The sequence below is a fragment of the Streptomyces sp. NEAU-sy36 genome (assembly GCF_013423905.1).
Lineage (GTDB): Bacteria > Actinomycetota > Actinomycetes > Streptomycetales > Streptomycetaceae > Streptomyces > Streptomyces misionensis.
In genome coordinates, this window is record NZ_CP058977.1 from 4,149,510 (window position 1) to 4,167,522 (window position 18,013).

At 66.1% G+C, this 18,013-nt stretch carries 10 protein-coding genes and 1 pseudogene; 5 read left to right on the forward strand and 6 right to left on the reverse strand.

Translation table 11 applies throughout. From position 1 onward, the window contains the following. Window positions 1-243: 243 nt before the first annotated feature. From HZZ00_RS18925 to HZZ00_RS38555, 4 genes are all read right to left on the reverse strand, one after another. Entirely contained in the window at window positions 244-540 is a 297-nt protein-coding gene (locus HZZ00_RS18925; RefSeq protein WP_180333299.1) for a hypothetical protein, read from the reverse strand. Between the two features lie 7 nt (window positions 541-547). Next, on the reverse strand, window positions 548-805 hold the full coding sequence (locus tag HZZ00_RS18930; RefSeq protein WP_180333300.1) for a hypothetical protein: 258 nt from the start codon (window positions 803-805) through the stop codon (window positions 548-550). Window positions 806-816: 11 nt separating this feature from the next. Then, the gene (locus tag HZZ00_RS18935; RefSeq protein WP_180333301.1) at window positions 817-1,041 is read right to left on the reverse strand and encodes a hypothetical protein; all 225 of its coding nucleotides are present in this window, start codon (window positions 1,039-1,041) and stop codon (window positions 817-819) included. A gap of 261 nt (window positions 1,042-1,302) precedes the next feature. Beyond that, window positions 1,303-1,566 (reverse strand): DUF6207 family protein, encoded by a 264-nt coding sequence (locus tag HZZ00_RS38555; RefSeq protein WP_265537344.1) that lies wholly within the window; start codon window positions 1,564-1,566, stop codon window positions 1,303-1,305. A 216-nt stretch (window positions 1,567-1,782) separates the two neighbouring features. Here HZZ00_RS38555 and HZZ00_RS18940 point away from each other — a divergent pair, with 216 nt between their 5' ends. The 3 genes from HZZ00_RS18940 (at window position 1,783) to HZZ00_RS18950 (ending at window position 5,157) form a co-directional block, all read left to right on the forward strand. Further along, window positions 1,783-2,463: an HNH endonuclease family protein gene (locus tag HZZ00_RS18940; protein WP_374028537.1), complete on the forward strand. Its 681-nt coding sequence runs from the start codon at window positions 1,783-1,785 to the stop codon at window positions 2,461-2,463. Between the two features lie 778 nt (window positions 2,464-3,241). Further along, on the forward strand, window positions 3,242-4,204 hold the full coding sequence (locus HZZ00_RS18945) for a NucA/NucB deoxyribonuclease domain-containing protein (RefSeq protein WP_180333303.1): 963 nt from the start codon (window positions 3,242-3,244) through the stop codon (window positions 4,202-4,204). Between the two features lie 83 nt (window positions 4,205-4,287). Next, complete coding sequence (locus tag HZZ00_RS18950) at window positions 4,288-5,157, forward strand: hypothetical protein (RefSeq protein WP_180333304.1); 870 nt, start codon at window positions 4,288-4,290, stop codon at window positions 5,155-5,157. A gap of 76 nt (window positions 5,158-5,233) precedes the next feature. Here HZZ00_RS18950 and HZZ00_RS18955 read toward each other — a convergent pair. Further along, window positions 5,234-5,330: pseudogene (locus HZZ00_RS18955) on the reverse strand. 1,482 nt (window positions 5,331-6,812) lie between these two features. Between HZZ00_RS18955 and HZZ00_RS18960 the strand changes: the two are divergent. Continuing rightward, window positions 6,813-11,057, forward strand: a complete 4,245-nt coding sequence (locus HZZ00_RS18960) for a LamG-like jellyroll fold domain-containing protein (protein WP_180333305.1) — start codon at window positions 6,813-6,815, stop codon at window positions 11,055-11,057. A 42-nt stretch (window positions 11,058-11,099) separates the two neighbouring features. Here HZZ00_RS18960 and HZZ00_RS38560 read toward each other — a convergent pair whose 3' ends face one another. After that, the gene (locus HZZ00_RS38560; protein ID WP_257585899.1) at window positions 11,100-11,234 is read right to left on the reverse strand and encodes a hypothetical protein; all 135 of its coding nucleotides are present in this window, start codon (window positions 11,232-11,234) and stop codon (window positions 11,100-11,102) included. On the opposite strand from HZZ00_RS38560, the gene HZZ00_RS18965 reads away from it, so the two are divergent. After that, window positions 11,233-18,009 carry a polymorphic toxin-type HINT domain-containing protein gene (locus HZZ00_RS18965; RefSeq protein ID WP_374028553.1) on the forward strand — a complete coding sequence of 2,259 codons (6,777 nt, stop codon included), beginning with the start codon at window positions 11,233-11,235 and terminating at the stop codon, window positions 18,007-18,009. The two genes, HZZ00_RS38560 and HZZ00_RS18965, sit on opposite strands and share 2 nt — an antisense overlap. The last annotated feature ends 4 nt before the right edge of the window (window positions 18,010-18,013 follow it).

Sequence of the window (18,013 nt, forward strand, 5' to 3'; positions counted from 1 at the left end):
CCGCTCTCCAGCAGCAACCGGAGAGCGGGAGCCTCCTTCCGTGTTGGCGGACCAATTCTCCGGTGACGCGTTTGCGGGCGGGGCAGGTGACGGGGCTGTTGTCGACCAGGAACTCACAGGGCTCCGCGTTGCGTTCCCGCCCGGTGATAGGGCCGACGTATCCAGGTGCGTATCCGACGATGTGAGTGTGGTGGTCGCGGGGGAGGCGTACTCGCCCGGCCGCTCGTCGCCATAGTCGTGTCCTCACTTCTTGGCGGCGCGGTCGCCAGCGATCTCGCGGAGGATCTCGCAGTTGCACTGGCCGCGGCAGTGGTCGCAGTCCTTGATGAGGTCGTGGTCGCGTTGATCACAGGAGGTTCCGCACGGGTTCCCGCCCGTACGTTCCTCTGCGAGGGTTACTTGGTCGGGCCAGTAGAGGCCGCTGCCTTCCTGGAGGTAGTAGCCGGGGTCGGCGGCGAACCTTCGAACCGCTGCGACCACCAGGGTCTGTCCTGCTTCGGGTCCGTCCAGTACTGCGAGACGGTCGCCTGCTCGGTACACGATGCTCTCACTCCTCGGTGACGCGGCCGGTGGGCAGGTGGGCGAGGCCGGCCTCTGTCAGCCGCAGGGGCTTCTTCAGGCTCGCTTCCGGCCCCCAGGCAGCCCAGCCGTTTCGCACGAGGACAGAGGCGGTGGCGGCGGAGATGCGACCTCCGTCTGCGTGAACGCTGCTGTCGGCGAAAGCCCGGGTGCTCCGGTAAGCGTCGCCCTTGGCGAGCAGGGCAAGGGCGGCCGCCTGCGCCTTTGTCGGCTTTGAGGTTGCCATGGTCGGTTTCCTCACTTCTGCTTGGAGTAGCGGTCGATGGCTGTGGAGAAGGTCTGTAGAAGGTCGGCAGGCACCCGGTAACCCTTGACCTTCCCCAAGCCCGGCCCCTGCGGCTGGATCGGCTGCAGCCCGGCGTGCCACCAGCCTTCGTGGACCCCGCGGTCCAGGATGCGCTTGGGATCACCACTGTATCTGCGGAGGCTGTTGCCGTCGGTCCGGAGGCCTTCATCGCTCACGAACCCTCGCCCCGCCCTCGACGGCACCTCGGACGATGTCCTCGTCAGTGCCGGTCTCGACGATGGTGCCGTTGAAGGTGGGTCGGTCGATGATGGCCGCGCAGAGAGGGGGATCGGTGATTCCCTGGGCGGGTGTCGCAGGTTGGAGGCCGCGACGCACGGCACAGGGCCCGCCGCCCTCCTGTTGCCGGTTCCCGCTTGCCACCGCGCGGCATGTCACCCGTCACCGGTTCCACGCGGACGGCGCCGCACCCGGCGGGCTCAGGCCTGCGGGGGTTGTTGCCAGCGCCCCGGTGGCAACGCTGGGGCCAGACTGACTTCCCCAACGACCTGGCGCAGGTCGACGTAGCAGCGCAGCCGCACGCCGGGGCGCCCCGGCGTGCGGGTGGTGCGATCCGCGACCGCGGTCGCCCACCGCGCTGCCACGGCCTCCTGGAACGCGAGGGCCGTCTCGTCGTCGCCAGCCGCGACGTCCACGACGATCAGCCCCGGCTCAGATACGTGCACTTCACTGAATGACTCCACGCACGGCCAGACGACGCTTCCACCGGGCTGGTTTTGAGTTACGGGCGCCAATCACCCGTGGGAGAAGCGGAGACGTGGGCGTTGACGGCCGGGGTCAGCTTCCTGGGTGCGGCGCGGCTCCGATCGGGGGAAGCCGCTGACTTTCCCGGGCGAGCCGCCGGCCGGTGCCGCTACGAAGATCACAGCCCTGCCGTGATCTTCGAGAGGACCCTTCCTGTGCGCTTCGCCCGGACCGCCGCGGCCGCCGCCGCTTTCACTGTGCTCCTCGTCCCCGCCGCCGCCCACTCGGCCGCGGCCGCACCGCACTCCCGTACACCCGGGCAGACAATGACCGTGCCGGTCCGCGACGCCCTCGCTGAGCTGCCAGTGCGTCAGGAGGACCGCACCGGCTATGAGCGCAGCAAGTTCAAGCACTGGGTCGACGCCGACCGCGACGGCTGCAACACCCGCGCCGAGGTTCTCAAGGCCGAGGCCGTCGTGGCCCCGGTGCAGGGGGAGAGGTGCACGCTGACGCAGGGGGAGTGGTACTCGCCCTACGACGACCGCTACATCACCGGTCCCCGGGGCCTGGACATCGACCACCTGGTCCCGCTGGCCGAGGCCTGGGACTCGGGCGCCTACGCCTGGACCGCATCCGTGCGCGAGGCCTACGCCAACGACCTCGGGGACGACCGGGCGTTGATCGCAGTGTCGGCCGCCTCCAACCGGTCGAAGGCGGACCAGGATCCCACCACGTGGCTGCCCCCGGCTGCCGGCTACCGGTGCACGTACGTGACCGACTGGGTGGCGGACAAGACCCGCTGGGGCCTGACCATCGACGCCGCGGAACACGACGCCCTGGCCGACCAGCTCAGCCAGTGCCCCAACACCCCGGTCACCGTGACCCTGGCCCGCTAGCCGGTGGGCGCGGGGCAGCACACGGGACCCAGCCGCGCGCATGGTGCTTCCGTAGCACCGGAGCCGTACCGCCCCGCCCCGGCCGCTGCGCCGGTCTCCTCCCGGTCCGATGTGGTCCCTGGCCGGCCCCGGCTGCTACGCCGCCGCGCCCCGGGGGTGGGCCCCCGATGGTGTCGGCGGCGCTTCAATGATCTCTCTGCTTCGTCAAGGCCGCCGTTTAGGCCGTATTTTCCGGATCGTTTTTCCTGGCCCGGTTGGGCGAGTCGGCCCGGCCGCAGTCCGTCGGTGCGGGGGCTGCCCGAGGGGAAGGCATCGGAGTCCCGCCCTCCGCCCAGGGCGCGATCGGGTCGGAACGCGCTGATCCGTCGAAGGCCGGATACCTGCCTGCCCGTCACGAGTCTCTGCGCGGGGTGTGGTCTCGGGCTCTCCACCCGCGGCGTGCTCCTGCCGGCCTGAACGAACCCGCTCTGGCGGCAGCCCGTGACAGCGTGCGCCGGGACGGGGGCGAGGGTGTCTGCCGAGTCTGGTGCCGGCAGTTTTCGGACTGGGGCCCGAACCAGTCCATTACCGCCATATCCGGAGGCACAGCCTCAGCATGTCTCAAAACGCATAGGCCGCCAATAAGTCGTAGATACAGGAAAGTTGGGGGCCTTTAGTGTGTCTGCCGCACGAACGGCGCCCTGACCCGGTGCCGTCCTTCCACCAACGAGGGGACATGCTCATGCGGACCAGCGCGCCACGAACAGCGGCCATCTCAACAGCTCTCGCCACGCTCCTTGTGACCGGCATCAGCGCCACGACCGCGCAGGCCGCACCCGCGAAGTACAGCATCACCGCCACCCAGACCTCCGCGGTCAAGACCTCCTACCTCTCCACCGCCGCGGCCGCGAGCTGCCGCCTGAACACCATCACCATCACCCGCACCAGCATGTGCATGGACATCGGCGCCCGGGTCGACATGCTGCAGAACGGCAAGCCGGTCGGCTCGGCCACCTTCGACATCAAGCACTCCATGACCCTGCAGACCAGCAAGCTCAAGTGGGGCGAAAGCTTCACCATCGGCAAAGCGACGCTCGTCAACGCCAGCGGGGTGAGCGTCACCGTCTCCGTCGGCGGCGGCAAGGGCGTCAAGACCGCCGTCAAGTTCCCCCAGGGCTCCACCCTCGGCCCCGCCCGCACCGGAACCGTCGGCTACGCCGCAAGCGTCGCCAAGAAGAAGCAGCTCACGAGCCCGGCCTCGTACCGGTTCACCTTCACCAAACCCGGCTACACCCCCGGCGGCTTCACCTACAACTCCGCCAAGTACCGCTGCGACGACACCTTCTGGGGCCCCACGAAGCGCACCAAGAACCCCGGCTGCGTCTTCCCCTCCTTCGCCCCCACCTTCACCCTTTCCCGTAGCGACGCACAGGTGAAGCAGTCCGCGAACCACATCTACGACGCCCAGCGCAAAATCACCGGACACCCGGGCGCCTCCACCCCCCTGCACCGCATCACCGACGCGAAAACCATCAACGCCCACCGCAAGGCCATGTGCGCCAAGGTCCACAACCCCAACCCCAAGAAGTACGACTGCGACGAGTACCCCTTCGCCGCCAGCAAGGAAGGCGGCAACCCCAGCCGCGGCAGCACCCGCATCATCTCCGCGGCCGACAACCGCAGCGCCGGCGCCCGCCTCGGCGGCTTCTACAAGAGCCAGCGCGTCCTGAACGGCGACGCCTACTACGTCCACATCAGGTAGCCCCGGCACCCACCCGGAGCCTGCCACACTGAACTCTGACGCCACCTGACCGGCAGGCACCGCACACACGATGGGGGTTCTCCATGCCGCGCTCCGCCTGGCCACTCCTTCAGGGCCGCACCCGCCCCTTGAAGATGAAGGAGTGGGGCGACCTGACCGTCATGGACCCCGACACGGGCGCGCACCCGCACGGCCGCGGACTCCTGGCAGCGGGCAAGGACTGGCTGCACATCGACGCCGGCAGCGCCCTGGAGAACCCCCTCGTCACCCTCTACGCCGGAGCGGACCCAGGGGCGGAGAAGGGCTGGGACGAGGTCGAAGAGACCACCGTGGAATCCACGACCGGCTTCCTCGCGCTGTGCGACAGCGGATACGAACCGGTCCGCAAGCAGAACCTCGCCACCGCAGGGCCCGGCCCCTACCTGGTCCGCGTCCACGCCAGCGACCGCTCCACGGACGGCAAAAAGCCCCGCTTTCTCATCCAGATCATCCCCGGCGACCGCACCGGCACCAAACCCGAACCGGCGCCCCCCACGATCGAGGAAGCCACAGGCACTCTCCTGGTCCGCACGTCCTTCGACCAGCCAGAACCGTGGGCACGCCTGCTCAAGGCCCTCGAACGCGGCTCGGAGCACTACGAGTCGATCACCGTCATCGACAACCCGATCTACACGGGCTTCACGGCAGACCAACTCCAAGCGAGGATCAGCCGCGATGAGGAAGACTGGCCCGACAGCACCCTCCTCCTCATCGCCGACGAACAGGCCCTAGCGTCTGCGGAGTTCCCGCTGCTGGCCGTGAACGTCCTGCCTGACGAGGACGACGACCCGTTCAGGATCACCCTCGCCGCAGCCGACTCCTTCATCGTCAACATCGAACTGGGCAACACGAGCTTCGGCGACTGGAGCCACGGCGCCGACAACGACGGCGTCTACCGGAAACAGCACTACTGACAGCACGGTCACGCGCTCCACGGTATGGGCACGCCGCCCACCGGGCGCTTCCCGGTGAGCGGCGTGCCGCGTGATGCGGAGAGGGCAGGATTCGAACCTGCGTGGACCCCCGAAAGGATCCGACCTCGAGGCGTGCTCGCTGGTCCCCGATCAACCACTCCGGGCACCTCTCCTCGCTCCCGACTCCGGGGATTCCCCAGGGCCGTTCACGTGAAAAAGAATGGCACGCGCCCCTGACACAGAACTGACATCTCGAGATGGGAGCGAGGACGTCCGCGGGCCTGCGCGCCAGGGCTGGGCAGCTTCATGGGCGAGGTCCACTCACGGGCGGCCAGGGGCCGGGCAGCACGCTGAGGACGAACATCGAGGTGACCAGGTCGAACCCCATGCGGTTGGGGCGGGGGCAGCCGAAGTCGTCGTGCTGGTCGAAGCCCTCGGCATCCAGACCCGCCGAGCGATAGTGGGCGACGCCGACGCCGCGGCCGCATCCGGTTCGAGCCTGTGGGCGCCATGCCCGTCCTGCAGAACAACGACGAAGCGCTCGACGCCCACCGCTGCTGAGCAGGCGATCCTTGTCAGCGCACCCGGTTAGGGTGCCCGCCATGAACTTGGGACGCCTTCTTGACCAGGGCGAGGCTGCCGGATATGGACGCCTCCCGCACGTCCCCGGTGCCTCCCCGGTGCGCATCCAGCACCACCTGGGGCAGGCCTGCCAGAGACGGCCCGGCGTCGGACGAACGGGCTGACAGGTGCCAGACCCCGCCGCCGATCACAGCTAGCATCCCGGCCACGGCTATGGCGCGGGCGCTTGGCGGGCGTCTGCGGGCGCGGTGTTTGGCCGACATTCTTTTTCCCCCTTGGAATATGACGGAGCGTCCACGATAGACATCGAGCGTTCACAATGAACACTGAGTGTCTACGGGGTTGCCCTGGTCGCCACCCGAACCGGGCTCGGCCGTGGCGATCGAGCGCGCCCGGTTATGGCCCGTTTCGGCCCATGGAGTTGCGCCAGGCTGTGCGGAAACCGGAGCGGCAGCAGTGCTGGTCAGCTTGGAAATTTCGGGATGCTCCACCCCGTGGTCTGACTAGCGGTGGTTGCCACCTCTGAGTGCTCCCGCGTTGTGTTGGCACGGGAGCACTGTTGTTGCCTTTTGGGTTGGGTGGAGGCCTGTAGCCGTCGGTCGTGAGGTTGATGTGGTCACTTGCGGGCGACAGCGCCTGGTGGGCGATGCCTGGCCTCGTCGGTTACGCCGCGGCTTCAAGCGGTCCTCAATACGTCCGTCCAGAGCGCTCACGCACTCATGGGGTCTCGGAGGGACGGCGAGTTTCTTGGAAGAGGTCTCGTGGCGCGGCGCCGAGCCTGCTGGGGGTGAAGGAGGCGAGCGAGCACCGCCGAGTTGTTCGCAGGGCCTGGCGCTCGCGCTCGGCGCGGGGCTGCTGTTGCAGGATGCGGAAGGGGTGAGAGCTGCCTCAGCGGCTATTTCTGTGGTGCACGTCACTCATTGGTCTGATGCTTTTGGTTCGATAGGGAGCAATGTCCACTTGTGACGATCTAGAAGTTGTCATGAACGTAGCTTTACTCTCCTGTGTGCGATCCGTGGAAGATCGTTCACGTTACGTCAGAGTCTGGCAAGACTCTGTGGGGAGGGTGTGTCATGCCTGTGGGGGTGCGGCTGCGTGCCGCCGGGGTGATCTTGTCCACTGCAGTGGCGCTGAGTGGACTCGCGGTCACCAACGCGGCGGGTGCCACCCGCACCGGGGCGTCGGCTGCCGCGACATCGGCAGCACCATCCGCGGAGCAGCCCGAGCTGACCGAAGCTGCAGCTTTTGCCCAGGCCAGGCATACAGGTAAGCCCGTGGAAGTGGCCTCGCTGCGGGGAGAGAGCCGCGAGGTCTATGCCACGCCCGAGGGGAACCTGGAAGCGCGGGAGCACCTGCGGCCTGTGCGGGCCAGGGCGGGGGGCCAGTGGAAGCCGATCGACACTGACTTGGCCAAGACGGACAGCGGCATGGTCGCGCCGAAGGTCACCGCCGTCGGCCTGGAGTTCTCGGGCGGCGGAAACGCGCCGATGGTGCGGATGAACAAGGCCGGGCGGACGTTGGCCTTGTCCTGGCCCGGCACGCTTCCTGCTCCTCGGATCGACGGTGACAACGCGACGTATCCCGATGTTCTGCCTGGTGTCGACCTGCGGCTCGGGGCGCAGGAAGACGGATTCACACAATTGCTGGTGGTGAAGTCGGCTGAGGCCGCGGCCAGCAAGGAACTGGCGGCGCTGCGTCTGAAGCTGGACGGCGACGGCGTGGACGTTCGTGAGACAGACGGGGGTGGGCTGGAGGCTGTCGACAAGGGCGCCGGCAGCGCGGTGTTCGAGGCGCCGCAGCCACTGATGTGGGATTCGAGTGGGGGCCCTGCGGCGAAGCAGTCGGCTGGCGCGCGTTCGTTGGGCGCCACGGCGACTGGAAGTGCTGCCGGCGACGAGCCGGGGGCGGCTGAGTCGGGGAAACTGGCGCCGGTCGGTGTGGAGGTGCCAGCCGGGCAAGACGAGCTGGTGCTGAAGCCGGACGCTGAGGTACTCAAGGGCCAGGACACGGTGTACCCGGTGTACATCGACCCGCAGTGGTACTCCCCGAAGGCGTCGGCGTGGACGATGGTGTCGAAGTACTGGGCGTCGTCGCCGCAATGGAAGTTCAACGGCGACTCCGACGCGGGTATGGGCTACTGCGGCTGGTCGTATTGCAAGCCGTATGACACCAAGCGTCTTTTCTACCGGATACCGGTGTCGAAGTTCGCGGGCACGTCTGTACTGTCGGCGGAGTTCGTGGTGCGCAACACATGGTCGGCGTCCTGTGGTGCGCGCAGTGTGGAGCTGTGGCGGACGAAGGACATCTCGTCGTCGACGACGTGGAACTCGCAGAGCGCTGCCGGGTACTGGATCAAGCAGCTGTCTTCGCAGTCGTTCGCGTACGGCTACGAAGGGTGTGCGGCCAAAGACGCCGAATTCGATGTGAAGTCTGCGGTTCAGGAGGCCGCGGACAAGAACTGGGCGACCATGACGTTCGGTCTCCAGGCAGCCAACGAGAGTGACGCCTACGGCTGGAAGCGGTTCTCCGACGACGCGTATCTGCGGGTGAAGTACAACCGGCCGCCGTCCCAGATCAAGCTGTCGCAGCTGACGATGGAGTACGGCGGTGCGTGCAAAAAGTCAGCGGACGCGCCGCGCATACGCACACTGGGCAAGATCTATGCGAACAACGTCAGCGATCCGGACGCTGACAACATTGCAGTGCAGTTCCAGGCGAAGTGGGACTCCGGGGACGGCAAGGGACTGATCGCGCGGTGGACGCCGGCGCTCACATCGTCCAAGAAGTCCGGGTCCAGCTTCTCGATCGTCTTGCCGTCCTCGATCCCGCAGAACAAGCAGATCCAGTGGTACGCGCGCGCCTATGACGGGGCCCAGTACTCGCCGTGGTCGTACGCGGGCGGCTCCACGAGCTGCTACTTCGTCTATGACACCTCAGTGCCCAAGGCGCCGACGATCTCCTCCGGCGACTACCCGGCCTCCGACCCGGAGAACCCGGACGACCCCTGGTTCGACGGGGTAGGCAAGTACGGGTCATTCGAACTCAAAGCCGCGGACACCGATGTGACCAAGTACTGGTTCGGCATCAACGGCGACCCCACGTCGGCGAACACGATCACCACCTCCGCGGGTGCCGCGAAGATCGCGAAGATGCTGCCGGCCAAGGAGGGCCTGAACTTCGTCACCGCCAAGGCGTTCGACCAGGCAGGCAACGGCAGTGAGATCCGCACCTACCAGTTCCGCGTGAAGACCGGGCAGCCCGAGCGGGCGATGTGGCAGATGGACGAGCCGGCCGGGGCAACCCAGGCTGCGGGATCGGCACCGGAACGCACCGCGGAGTTGAGAGGCGGCGTGACGCCGGGCGTGGACGGGGTGAAGGGCACGGCCATGTCCTTCAACGGAACCGACGGCTACGCCGTGACCGACATCCCCACCGTGGACACCTCAACCGGATTCTCGGTCTCCGCGTGGGCGAAGCTGTCGACGATGCCGGACCAGGCGGCCATCATCGCTGCCCAACCCGGCAACTACTCCCCGGGTTTCGAGCTGTACTACTCCAAGGCGTACGACAGATGGGCGTTCAACCAGTACAAGGCCGATGTCTCGGGAGCGGGCATCGCGCGCGCCATGCAGCCTTCCGCAGGCGGAGCCAAAGCAGGGCAATGGACGCACCTCGTGGGCACCTACAGTTCCAGCAGCTACGAACTGAAGCTGTACGTCGACGGCGAACTGGTCGGCACCACGATCCACGACACCCCCTGGGACGCACGCCGGGGACTCCAGATCGGCGCCGGCTCCTACGACGGCAAACCGGACTCGTTCTTCCCCGGCGTGATCGACGAGCTGCAGATCTTCGACAAGCCGATAACGGCCGCCGAGGTGACGCACCTGTACAACAAGGAACCGGTCCCCTCCGGGCGTCCGGCACGCGCGGTGTTCTCGATGGACGAGCCGGCCGATGCGACGAAGCTGACCGGCAGGGCTGAAATACCGGCGGCCCGGTTCGTCGGAGGTGTCACCCCGGGGCAGCCGGGCGTCGCGGGCAAGGCGATGACGCTGAACGGCATCGACGGCTACGCCACCACAGGCCGGCCGCTACTGAACAACCAGCGCGGCTTGACCGTGTCCGCGTGGGCCAAGCTCCCGAAGACCAAGCCGGATCACGCAGCGATCGTCGCCACGCAGACAAGTACCTACCGGCCGGGCCTGGAACTGTACTACTCCAAGGCGTACGACCGGTGGGTGTTCAACCAGTACTCGGCCGACTCACCGGACGCCACACCGATTCGGGCCATGCAGGCCGACGGACAGACCGCCAACGGCGACACCTGGACGCACCTGGTCGGTGTACAGGACACGGTCGCCAAGAAACTCACCCTGTACGTCAACGGGGTGAAAGCCGGCGAGACCGATCTGAAGGCCAACTGGTACGCCGGCGGCGCGGTGCAGATCGGTGCCGGTTCCTACGACGGCAAGCTGGACTCGTTCTTCCCCGGACAAATCGACGACGTACGCATGTTCGATCGTCCGGCATCGGCGGCCGAGGTCCAGCAGATGTTCAAGCAGCGCCCGCTGGTCAAGGGACGCTGGACGTTCGAGACCGCCACAGGCTCCCCGCCCGTGACCCCGGATGCGTCAGCAACGGGTAACGCGATGACGCTGTACGGCGGCGCACAGATCGATTCCGGATGGGTCGACGGCGGCCTCACACTCGACGGCGTCGACGGCTACGGTGTCACCTCCACGGCGCCCGTGGACACCAGTGCCAGCTTCACCGTCAGCGCATGGGTTCAGGCCGCCGCCGTGCCGCAGAAGGGCGTAGCCCTGCTCAGCGTGCCCGGAACGACGCAAAACGCGTTCACGGTGCGCTATGAGCCGAGTGCCACACCCGACACGGATCCCGGGCGGTGGCGGGTTGCCATGGCCTCAGCGGACAGCAGCGATGCCACAGTCAAACAAGTCGACCACGGAAAGTTCTACAGCCCGACCGACTGGACGCACGTGGCCCTGGTCTACGACGGTTTCGCCAAACACCTGTCGCTGTACGTGAACGGTGAGCTGGAAGAGACCGTCTGCGCGGACGGGGACGACGCGACCTGCACGGAGAACTTCTCGTGGGCGGATGACGTGCTGGCGTTCAAGTCGTCCCAGCCGATGCAGCTCGGCCGGGCCAGGACAGGGGCGAGCACCTGGGGCGAGTACTGGCCCGGCACGGTCTCCGATGTGTGGGCGTTCCAGGGCGCATTGACCAGCACCCAGATCGAAAGGCTGGCCATGGGCTGGCCTGGCATGCCCACCGACGTACCCGGTGACGACTGACCCACCCCGTCACCCGCCTAAGACAAACCCTCGACTCGGCATTCAACTTCGCATCGGCCTGCGCTTCCAACGCAGGCCGGGCTTGCGGTGAAGGACGAAAGACAGGATGAACGGCAGATCCAGCAAGCGGTTCACAAGGCTGCGACGACGTGTCGCACTGGCTTCGGCCGCGCTCATGGTCGGCACGCTCCTGCAGACAGCGACGCAGCCGGCCCTCGCGGCAGACCCCGGAACGGGCCGTCCCGCCGTCCCCAGTTCCGACAAACCGGTCCCCATGACCGGGGTCAAGGTCAAGCCCCGTACCTTGATGAAGCAACCACGCACGCCGCAGACGCCGCCGAAGGCGGCCTGGCCCAAACCGGCAGCGGCAGTAGTCGAACTGCACTCCACCGCGACGAAAAACGCTGTACCCCCGGCTGTCAGGGCCAAGGGTCTTCCGCTGACCCTGGACACGCAGGGCAAAGCCCACAGGAAGCCGGTGGCCGGAGCGATCGAGGCACGCGTCCTTGACCGCGAGGCCGCCAAGAAGGCCTCCGTGGACGGGCCCCTCATCTCACTGCGGCTGAAGGACAAAGACACGGCCGGGCAGGCGGGTCGGCCCGGCCATGTGCGAGCCAGCCTCGACTACTCCAGCTTCACCGACGCCTACGGCGGCGGCTACGCCTCCCGCCTCACCCTGATCGAACTGCCTGTGTGCGCGCTCACCACCCCCAACGAGGCGCGCTGCCGCACCAGCAAGTCGGTGCCGACGGTCAACAACACCGAGAAGCAGACCCTCACCGCGCAGAACCTGTCTCTCAGCGCCGGCGCGCCCACGGTTCTCGCCGCTGTGGCGGGGACACAGAGCGCGAACGGGGACTACAAGGCCACATCGCTGTCCCCCTCCGCGACCTGGAACACCGATTTGAACACCGGTGACTTCTCCTGGTCCTACAACATGCCCGTACCGGACGTTCCCGGCGGTCTCACCCCCAACGTCGGACTGTCGTACTCGTCGGGTTCCGTCGACGGCCGCACCGGCAACACCAACAACCAGGCGACCTGGGCGGGCGACGGCTTCGACATGTGGCCTGGTTTCATCGAACGCAGATACAAGCCCTGCGCCGACGACGGTGCGAAGGACGCGGACGGCAACAAGCCCGGAGACGTGTGCTGGGCCTACGACAACGCCTTCCTCACCTTCAACGGCAAGGGCGGCGAACTGGTCCCGAACGGCACCAATTCCTGGAAGCTCAAAGAGGACGACGGCACCAAGATCGACCGCCTGACCTCCAGCGACCGCGGCAACGGCGACAACGACGGCGAATACTGGCGGCTGACCGACCCGAACGGCACCCGCTACTACTTCGGCTACAACCGGCTGCCCGGCTGGGCGGACGGCAAAACAACCACCCAATCCGCCTGGACCGTCCCCGTCTTCGGAAACGACACGGGAGAACCCTGCCACGCCTCGACGTTCGCGGACTCGTGGTGCCAGCAGGCCTGGCGATGGAACCTCGACTACGCCGTCGACGTGCACGGCAACGCCATCGCCTACTACTACAACCAGGAGACCAACTCCTACGGCCGCAACCTGAAGGCCAAGGACAACACCCGCTACGTACGCGGCGGCACCCTCGACCACATCGAGTACGGCCTGAAGTCCTCCTCCATGTACGGCGCCACGGCACTGGCCAAGGTCAGCTTCACCAGCACCGAGCGCTGCCTGTCCGCCACCGGCTGCTCGGACATCGACAAGGACCCCGCCCTCTGGTACGACACGCCCTGGGACCTGAACTGCGAGGCGGACAAGGACTGCGACAACGGCCGTTTCTCACCCGCATTCTTCACCCGCAAGAGGCTCACCCAGGTGACCACCCAGGTCTGGGACGGCAGCACCTACAAGGATGTCGACTCCTGGGCACTGACTCACCGCTGGGGCATGGCAGACACGGACTACCAGCTGCTGCTCGACTCCATCCAGCACACCGGACACACCGCCACCCCTTCGATCACCCTGCCGAAGACGACGTTCGCCTACACGCAGCTCGTCAACCGCCTGGACAAGACCGGTGACGGCTACCCGCCCTTCGTCAAGGACCGCCTTTCCACAGTCGCCGACGAGTCCGGCGGCCAGATAGACGTCAACTACTCGCAGCCCGCCTGCGACTCCAACGCGCTGCCCACCCCCCAGACCAACACCACACGCTGCTTCCCCCAGTACATAGGCGGCAGCACCACGGACGACCCCGAACGGCAGTGGTTCAACAAGTACGTGGTCACCTCCGTGACCGCGACCGACCGCACCGGTGGCGCACCGGACCAGGTCACCTCCTACGCCTATCTGGGCGGGGCAGCCTGGCACTACGACGATGACGACGGTCTGACCAAGGAGAAGTTCAAGACCTGGTCGCAGTGGCGCGGCTACGGCCACGTGCGTGTGCAGACCGGCGGCCAGGGCGGCGCCCCGGCCATGAAGTCGCAGGCGGACACCTACTTCCTGCGGGGCATGGACGGGGACCGCAAGGACACCTCCGGCGGCACCAAGTCCGTGACCGTCACCCTGGACGGCGACGAGGGCGATCCGATCACCGACCACGAGTCGGCGGCCGGCTTCGCATACAAGACCGTCAGCTACTCCGGCCCCGACGGCAAGATCCTCGCCAAGACGGTCAACCGGCCCTGGCACCACGAAACAGCCAAGAAGACACGCGACTGGGGCACCGTCACCGCCAACTTCACCGGAACCTCCGACACCAAGAGCTGGACATCGCTGGACGACGGCGCCGGCTCCAAGTGGCGCACCACCTCCACCACCAACACCTACGACACCGTCGCCGGACGAATAAAGCAAGCCGACGACCTCGGCGACGACAGCACATCCGACGACGACACCTGCACGCGCACCTTCTACGCGACCAACACCACCGACAACATCCTCACCCTCCCATCCCGCGTCGAGACGGTGTCAAAGGCCTGCGCCGCAAGTACCAGCCGCCCCGCGGACGTGATGTCCGACGTACGAACCGCCTACGACGGCGGAGCCTACGACGCGGCTCCGACCAAGGGCGACGCCACGGCGAGCGCGACCCTCAAGGAGTACAACGGCACCACCGCGCTCTACCTGGAGTCCGGCGCCACCTACGACTCCTACGGCCGTGAGCTGACCAGCACCGACCTGACCGCCGACGTGACGGTCACCGCGGCTGGAACGATCACGCGAACCGAGCGCAAGGACGGCCGCACCACCACGACCGAACGCACCCCCGCTACCGGTTTCGCCACCACGGTGAAGGTAACCACGCCCCCCGCGAAAGCAGGGGACGCGACCACCGCACAGACGACGACCACCACCCAGGACATCCTGCGCGGCCTGCCCCAGGCACAGACCGACACCAACAACAACACCACCAACTTCGCCTACGACGCACTGGGACGCTCGACCAAGGTATGGCTGGCCGACACCCTCACAGGCCAGACCCCCAACTACCAGTTCACCTACACGGTCAACGACAACCAGCCGGTCGCCGTGGGCACCAAGACGCTCGGCAACAGAAGCGTCCAGCGCACCTCCTACACGCTCTACGACGGCTTCCTGCGACCCCGCCAGACCCAGGACCCAGGCCCGGACGGCGGGCGCCTGCTGACCGACACCTTCTACGACGAACGCGGCCTCGTCTCACAGCAGTTCGCGACCTACTACGCAAACGGGGCACCCAGCACCGGCCTGCTCAAGCCCGCCGACGCCCTGAGCGTGGAAACGCAGAGCCGCTACAAGTACGACGGCCTGGGACGCCAAACCGAAGCGAAACAGATCGCAGGCAACGGCGACGGCGGCCCCACCCTGGCCACCACCACAACAATCTATGGCGGCGACCGCACCACAGTCATCCCACCCACCGGCGGCACCACCACCACCACGCTCGTCGACGCCCGCGGCCAGACCACCGAACTGCGCCAGCACCACACCCCAAGCGCGGACAGCACATACGACACCACCAAGTACACCTACACGCCGCGCGGAGAACTGAAACGGATCACTGACCCGGCAGGCAACACCTGGGCCTACGAATACGACCTGCTCGGCCGGCAGAAGGTGACCACCGACCCGGACAAGGGCACCACCACCAGCACATACGACGACCACGGTCAGCTGACCACGACCAAGGACGCCCGCCCCCAAACCCCGGCCCTCTGGCACGGCTACGACAACCTCGGCCGCCAGACCGAACTACGAGAAGGCTCAGCCACCGGCACCCTGCGCGCCTCCTGGACATACGACACCATCAGCGGCGCCAAGGGCCAGCTGGCACAGTCCACCCGCTACAACGACGGCAACGCGTACACCACCAAGGTCGTCGCTTACGACCACCTCTACCGCCCACTGCGCACCTCTATTTCCATCCCGCCTTCCGAAGACGCCCTCAAGGGCGACTACCTGACGGGAACCACTTACAACACGTCAGGCACAGTGCAGGGCATCGGCTACCCGAAGGCAGGGTCCCTGCCAGCGGCGACCGTGACCTACACCTACGAGGACGACACCCTGCGCCCGATCACGATGGGCAGCAGCCAGGGCCTGAACTCCGTCACCAGCTACTACCTCACCGGCAAACCATCCCAGTACGAGCTGAGCAAGAGCGGCAGCAAAAAGACCTGGGTCACCAACACCTACGAGTGGGGCACACAGCGCCTGGAGTCCTCACGGGTCGACCGCCAGGACGTCGCCGGCGTCGACCAGAACAGCACCTACCACTACGACGATGCTGGCAACGTCCTGTCTGTCACCGACGCCTCCCGCGACGGGACCGACACCCAGTGCTTCACCTACGACTACCTCGCCCGTCTCCGCGAAGCCTGGACTCAAAACACTACAAACTGCGCCGCCACTCCCAGTGGCAGTGTGCTGGGCGGCCCGGCTCCCTACTGGACGTCTTACACCTACGACCTCGTCGGCAACCGCTCCACGGAAACAGTCCACAACACCGCAGGTGACACCACCAAGGACATCGAGCGCACCTACCACTTCCCTGACCCGGGCAGCAACCAGCCACACACTCTCTCCTCGATCACGACCACCGGGCCCACCGGCACTGCAGAGGACAGCTACGACTACGACGAGACCGGCAACACCACCGGCCGCACCCTGAACGGCACAAAGCAAACACTCGCCTGGGACGTCGAAGGCCACCTCGCCAAGGTCACCGAACCCGGCGAAGGCAATACCAGCAAGACCACCGAATACCTCTACGACGCCGACGGCAACCGCCTCATCGGCCGCACCCCCACCGAAACCACCCTCTACCTCGGCAACACCGAAATCACCCTGACCAAGGGATCCACCACCCCCAAGGCCACCCGCTACTACGACCTCGGCGGAGGCCACACCGCCGTCCAGACCGACGACGGCAACGTCTCCTTCACCCTCGCCGACCACCACGGCACCGCCCAACTCGCCATCGACGCCACCACCCAGAAACTCACCCAGCGCCGCACCCTGCCATTCGGCGGCACCCGTGGCACCGCGCCGACCACATGGCCCGGCACCAAGGGCTTCGTCGGCGGCACAGACGACACCAAAACCACTGGCCTTACCCACCTTGGCGCCCGCGAATACGATCCAACCACAGGCCGGTTCCTCAGCGTGGACCCGTTGCTGAGTCTCAATGACCCGCAAGGCCTCAACGGGTACGCCTACGCCAACAACAATCCGGTCACTCTCAGCGACCCATCCGGACTGAAACCCGTCAGTCTGTGTGGCCCGAACGGCCTTTGTGAGGACGGTACCCGTGAGCACTTCACACAAAATAAGGGCGGAGGGTGGACATATCACTCTAGTGGATACAAGAAAGGCGCCGCACGCGATGACGGATCGAATGTAATTACATACACCTACGTTAATGGCGACAGAAAGGTCAAATTTCACACAACCATCGAGGAAGACGGTAGCGAGTTCCTAGGTGTCCTCCCAGAGGGTGAAAATCGAAGGCTAAGGCAGGCTAAAGACCTATTTAAGACCTTCGTATTCGACTATGAATTGGCCGGTCAGTGCGCGCACGATCTTACGTGGAACTGTGCGTGGCTAGCTGCGGATGTACCGTTCCTCAAAGCTGCCGAACTCGCCAAAGTTGAGAAGCTCGGCAGATTGGGCGAAGACGGGCTTAAGGTTGCTGAGTCCTGTGCCAGGCACAGCTTCCTGCCTGGAACCCAAGTCCTCATGGCTGACGGAACCACCAAGGCTATCGAGGACGTTAAAACAGGTGACTTCATTCAAGCCACCGATCCTGACACCGGAAAGACGGTGACGAAGAGGGCTGTCGCCACCATCACCACAGAAAATGACAAGGACTTCACGACTCTCGTCATCTCCAGTAAAAGCGGCGAGTCCAGGATCACAGCTACGAACACCCACCCATTCTGGGTTCCTGAGCTCAGGAAATGGGTGAAGGCGGGCGACCTCAAATCAGGTCAGTACCTGCGTACCAGCGCTGGCACTCATGTCCAGATCGCGGCGGTCTCCCACTACAGCAAGCGCCAGCGGACGTACGACCTCACTATCGAAGACGTCCACACGTACTATGTGCTGGCGGGCTCTACTCCTGTCCTGGTTCACAATTCTGGCGGAACGTGTCCGACGAATCTCCAATCAGGAAATAGTGCAGCCGCCGCGCGTGGGACGCGGGTTCATAACGGACCCGAATGGGGAGAGCATTTGGACTCTCTTGGGTATTCGCGTGGCCATCAAATCTCGCCAGGAAATATTCCGGACGGATTTACTGCGGACGGATTCCCCGTGGAACTTAAGCCGAACACCAAGAGCGGTATCAAGGCCGGAACTCGGCAGCTGCGACGCTACATGAATGAGATGGGTGTCGATTACGGTGAGCTCTGGACGTATCGTGACACGCCGGATGGGATAGTGTTCGACCTCGTGAGGGTGCCCAACGGGTCCCGCAGATGGACGAAGTGGTGATGTT

Bases quoted from the DNA above. Each gene is read 5' to 3' on its own strand.
- HZZ00_RS18930 (WP_180333300.1), bottom strand. From the start codon at position 805: ATGGCAACCTCAAAGCCGACAAAGGCGCAGGCGGCCGCCCTTGCCCTG.
- HZZ00_RS18950 (WP_180333304.1), top strand. From the start codon at position 4,288: ATGCCGCGCTCCGCCTGGCCACTCCTTCAGGGCCGCACCCGCCCCTTG.
- HZZ00_RS18960 (WP_180333305.1), top strand. From the start codon at position 6,813: ATGCCTGTGGGGGTGCGGCTGCGTGCCGCCGGGGTGATCTTGTCCACT.
- HZZ00_RS18965 (WP_374028553.1), top strand. From the start codon at position 11,233: ATGGTCGGCACGCTCCTGCAGACAGCGACGCAGCCGGCCCTCGCGGCA.
- HZZ00_RS38560 (WP_257585899.1), bottom strand. From the start codon at position 11,234: ATGAGCGCGGCCGAAGCCAGTGCGACACGTCGTCGCAGCCTTGTGAAC.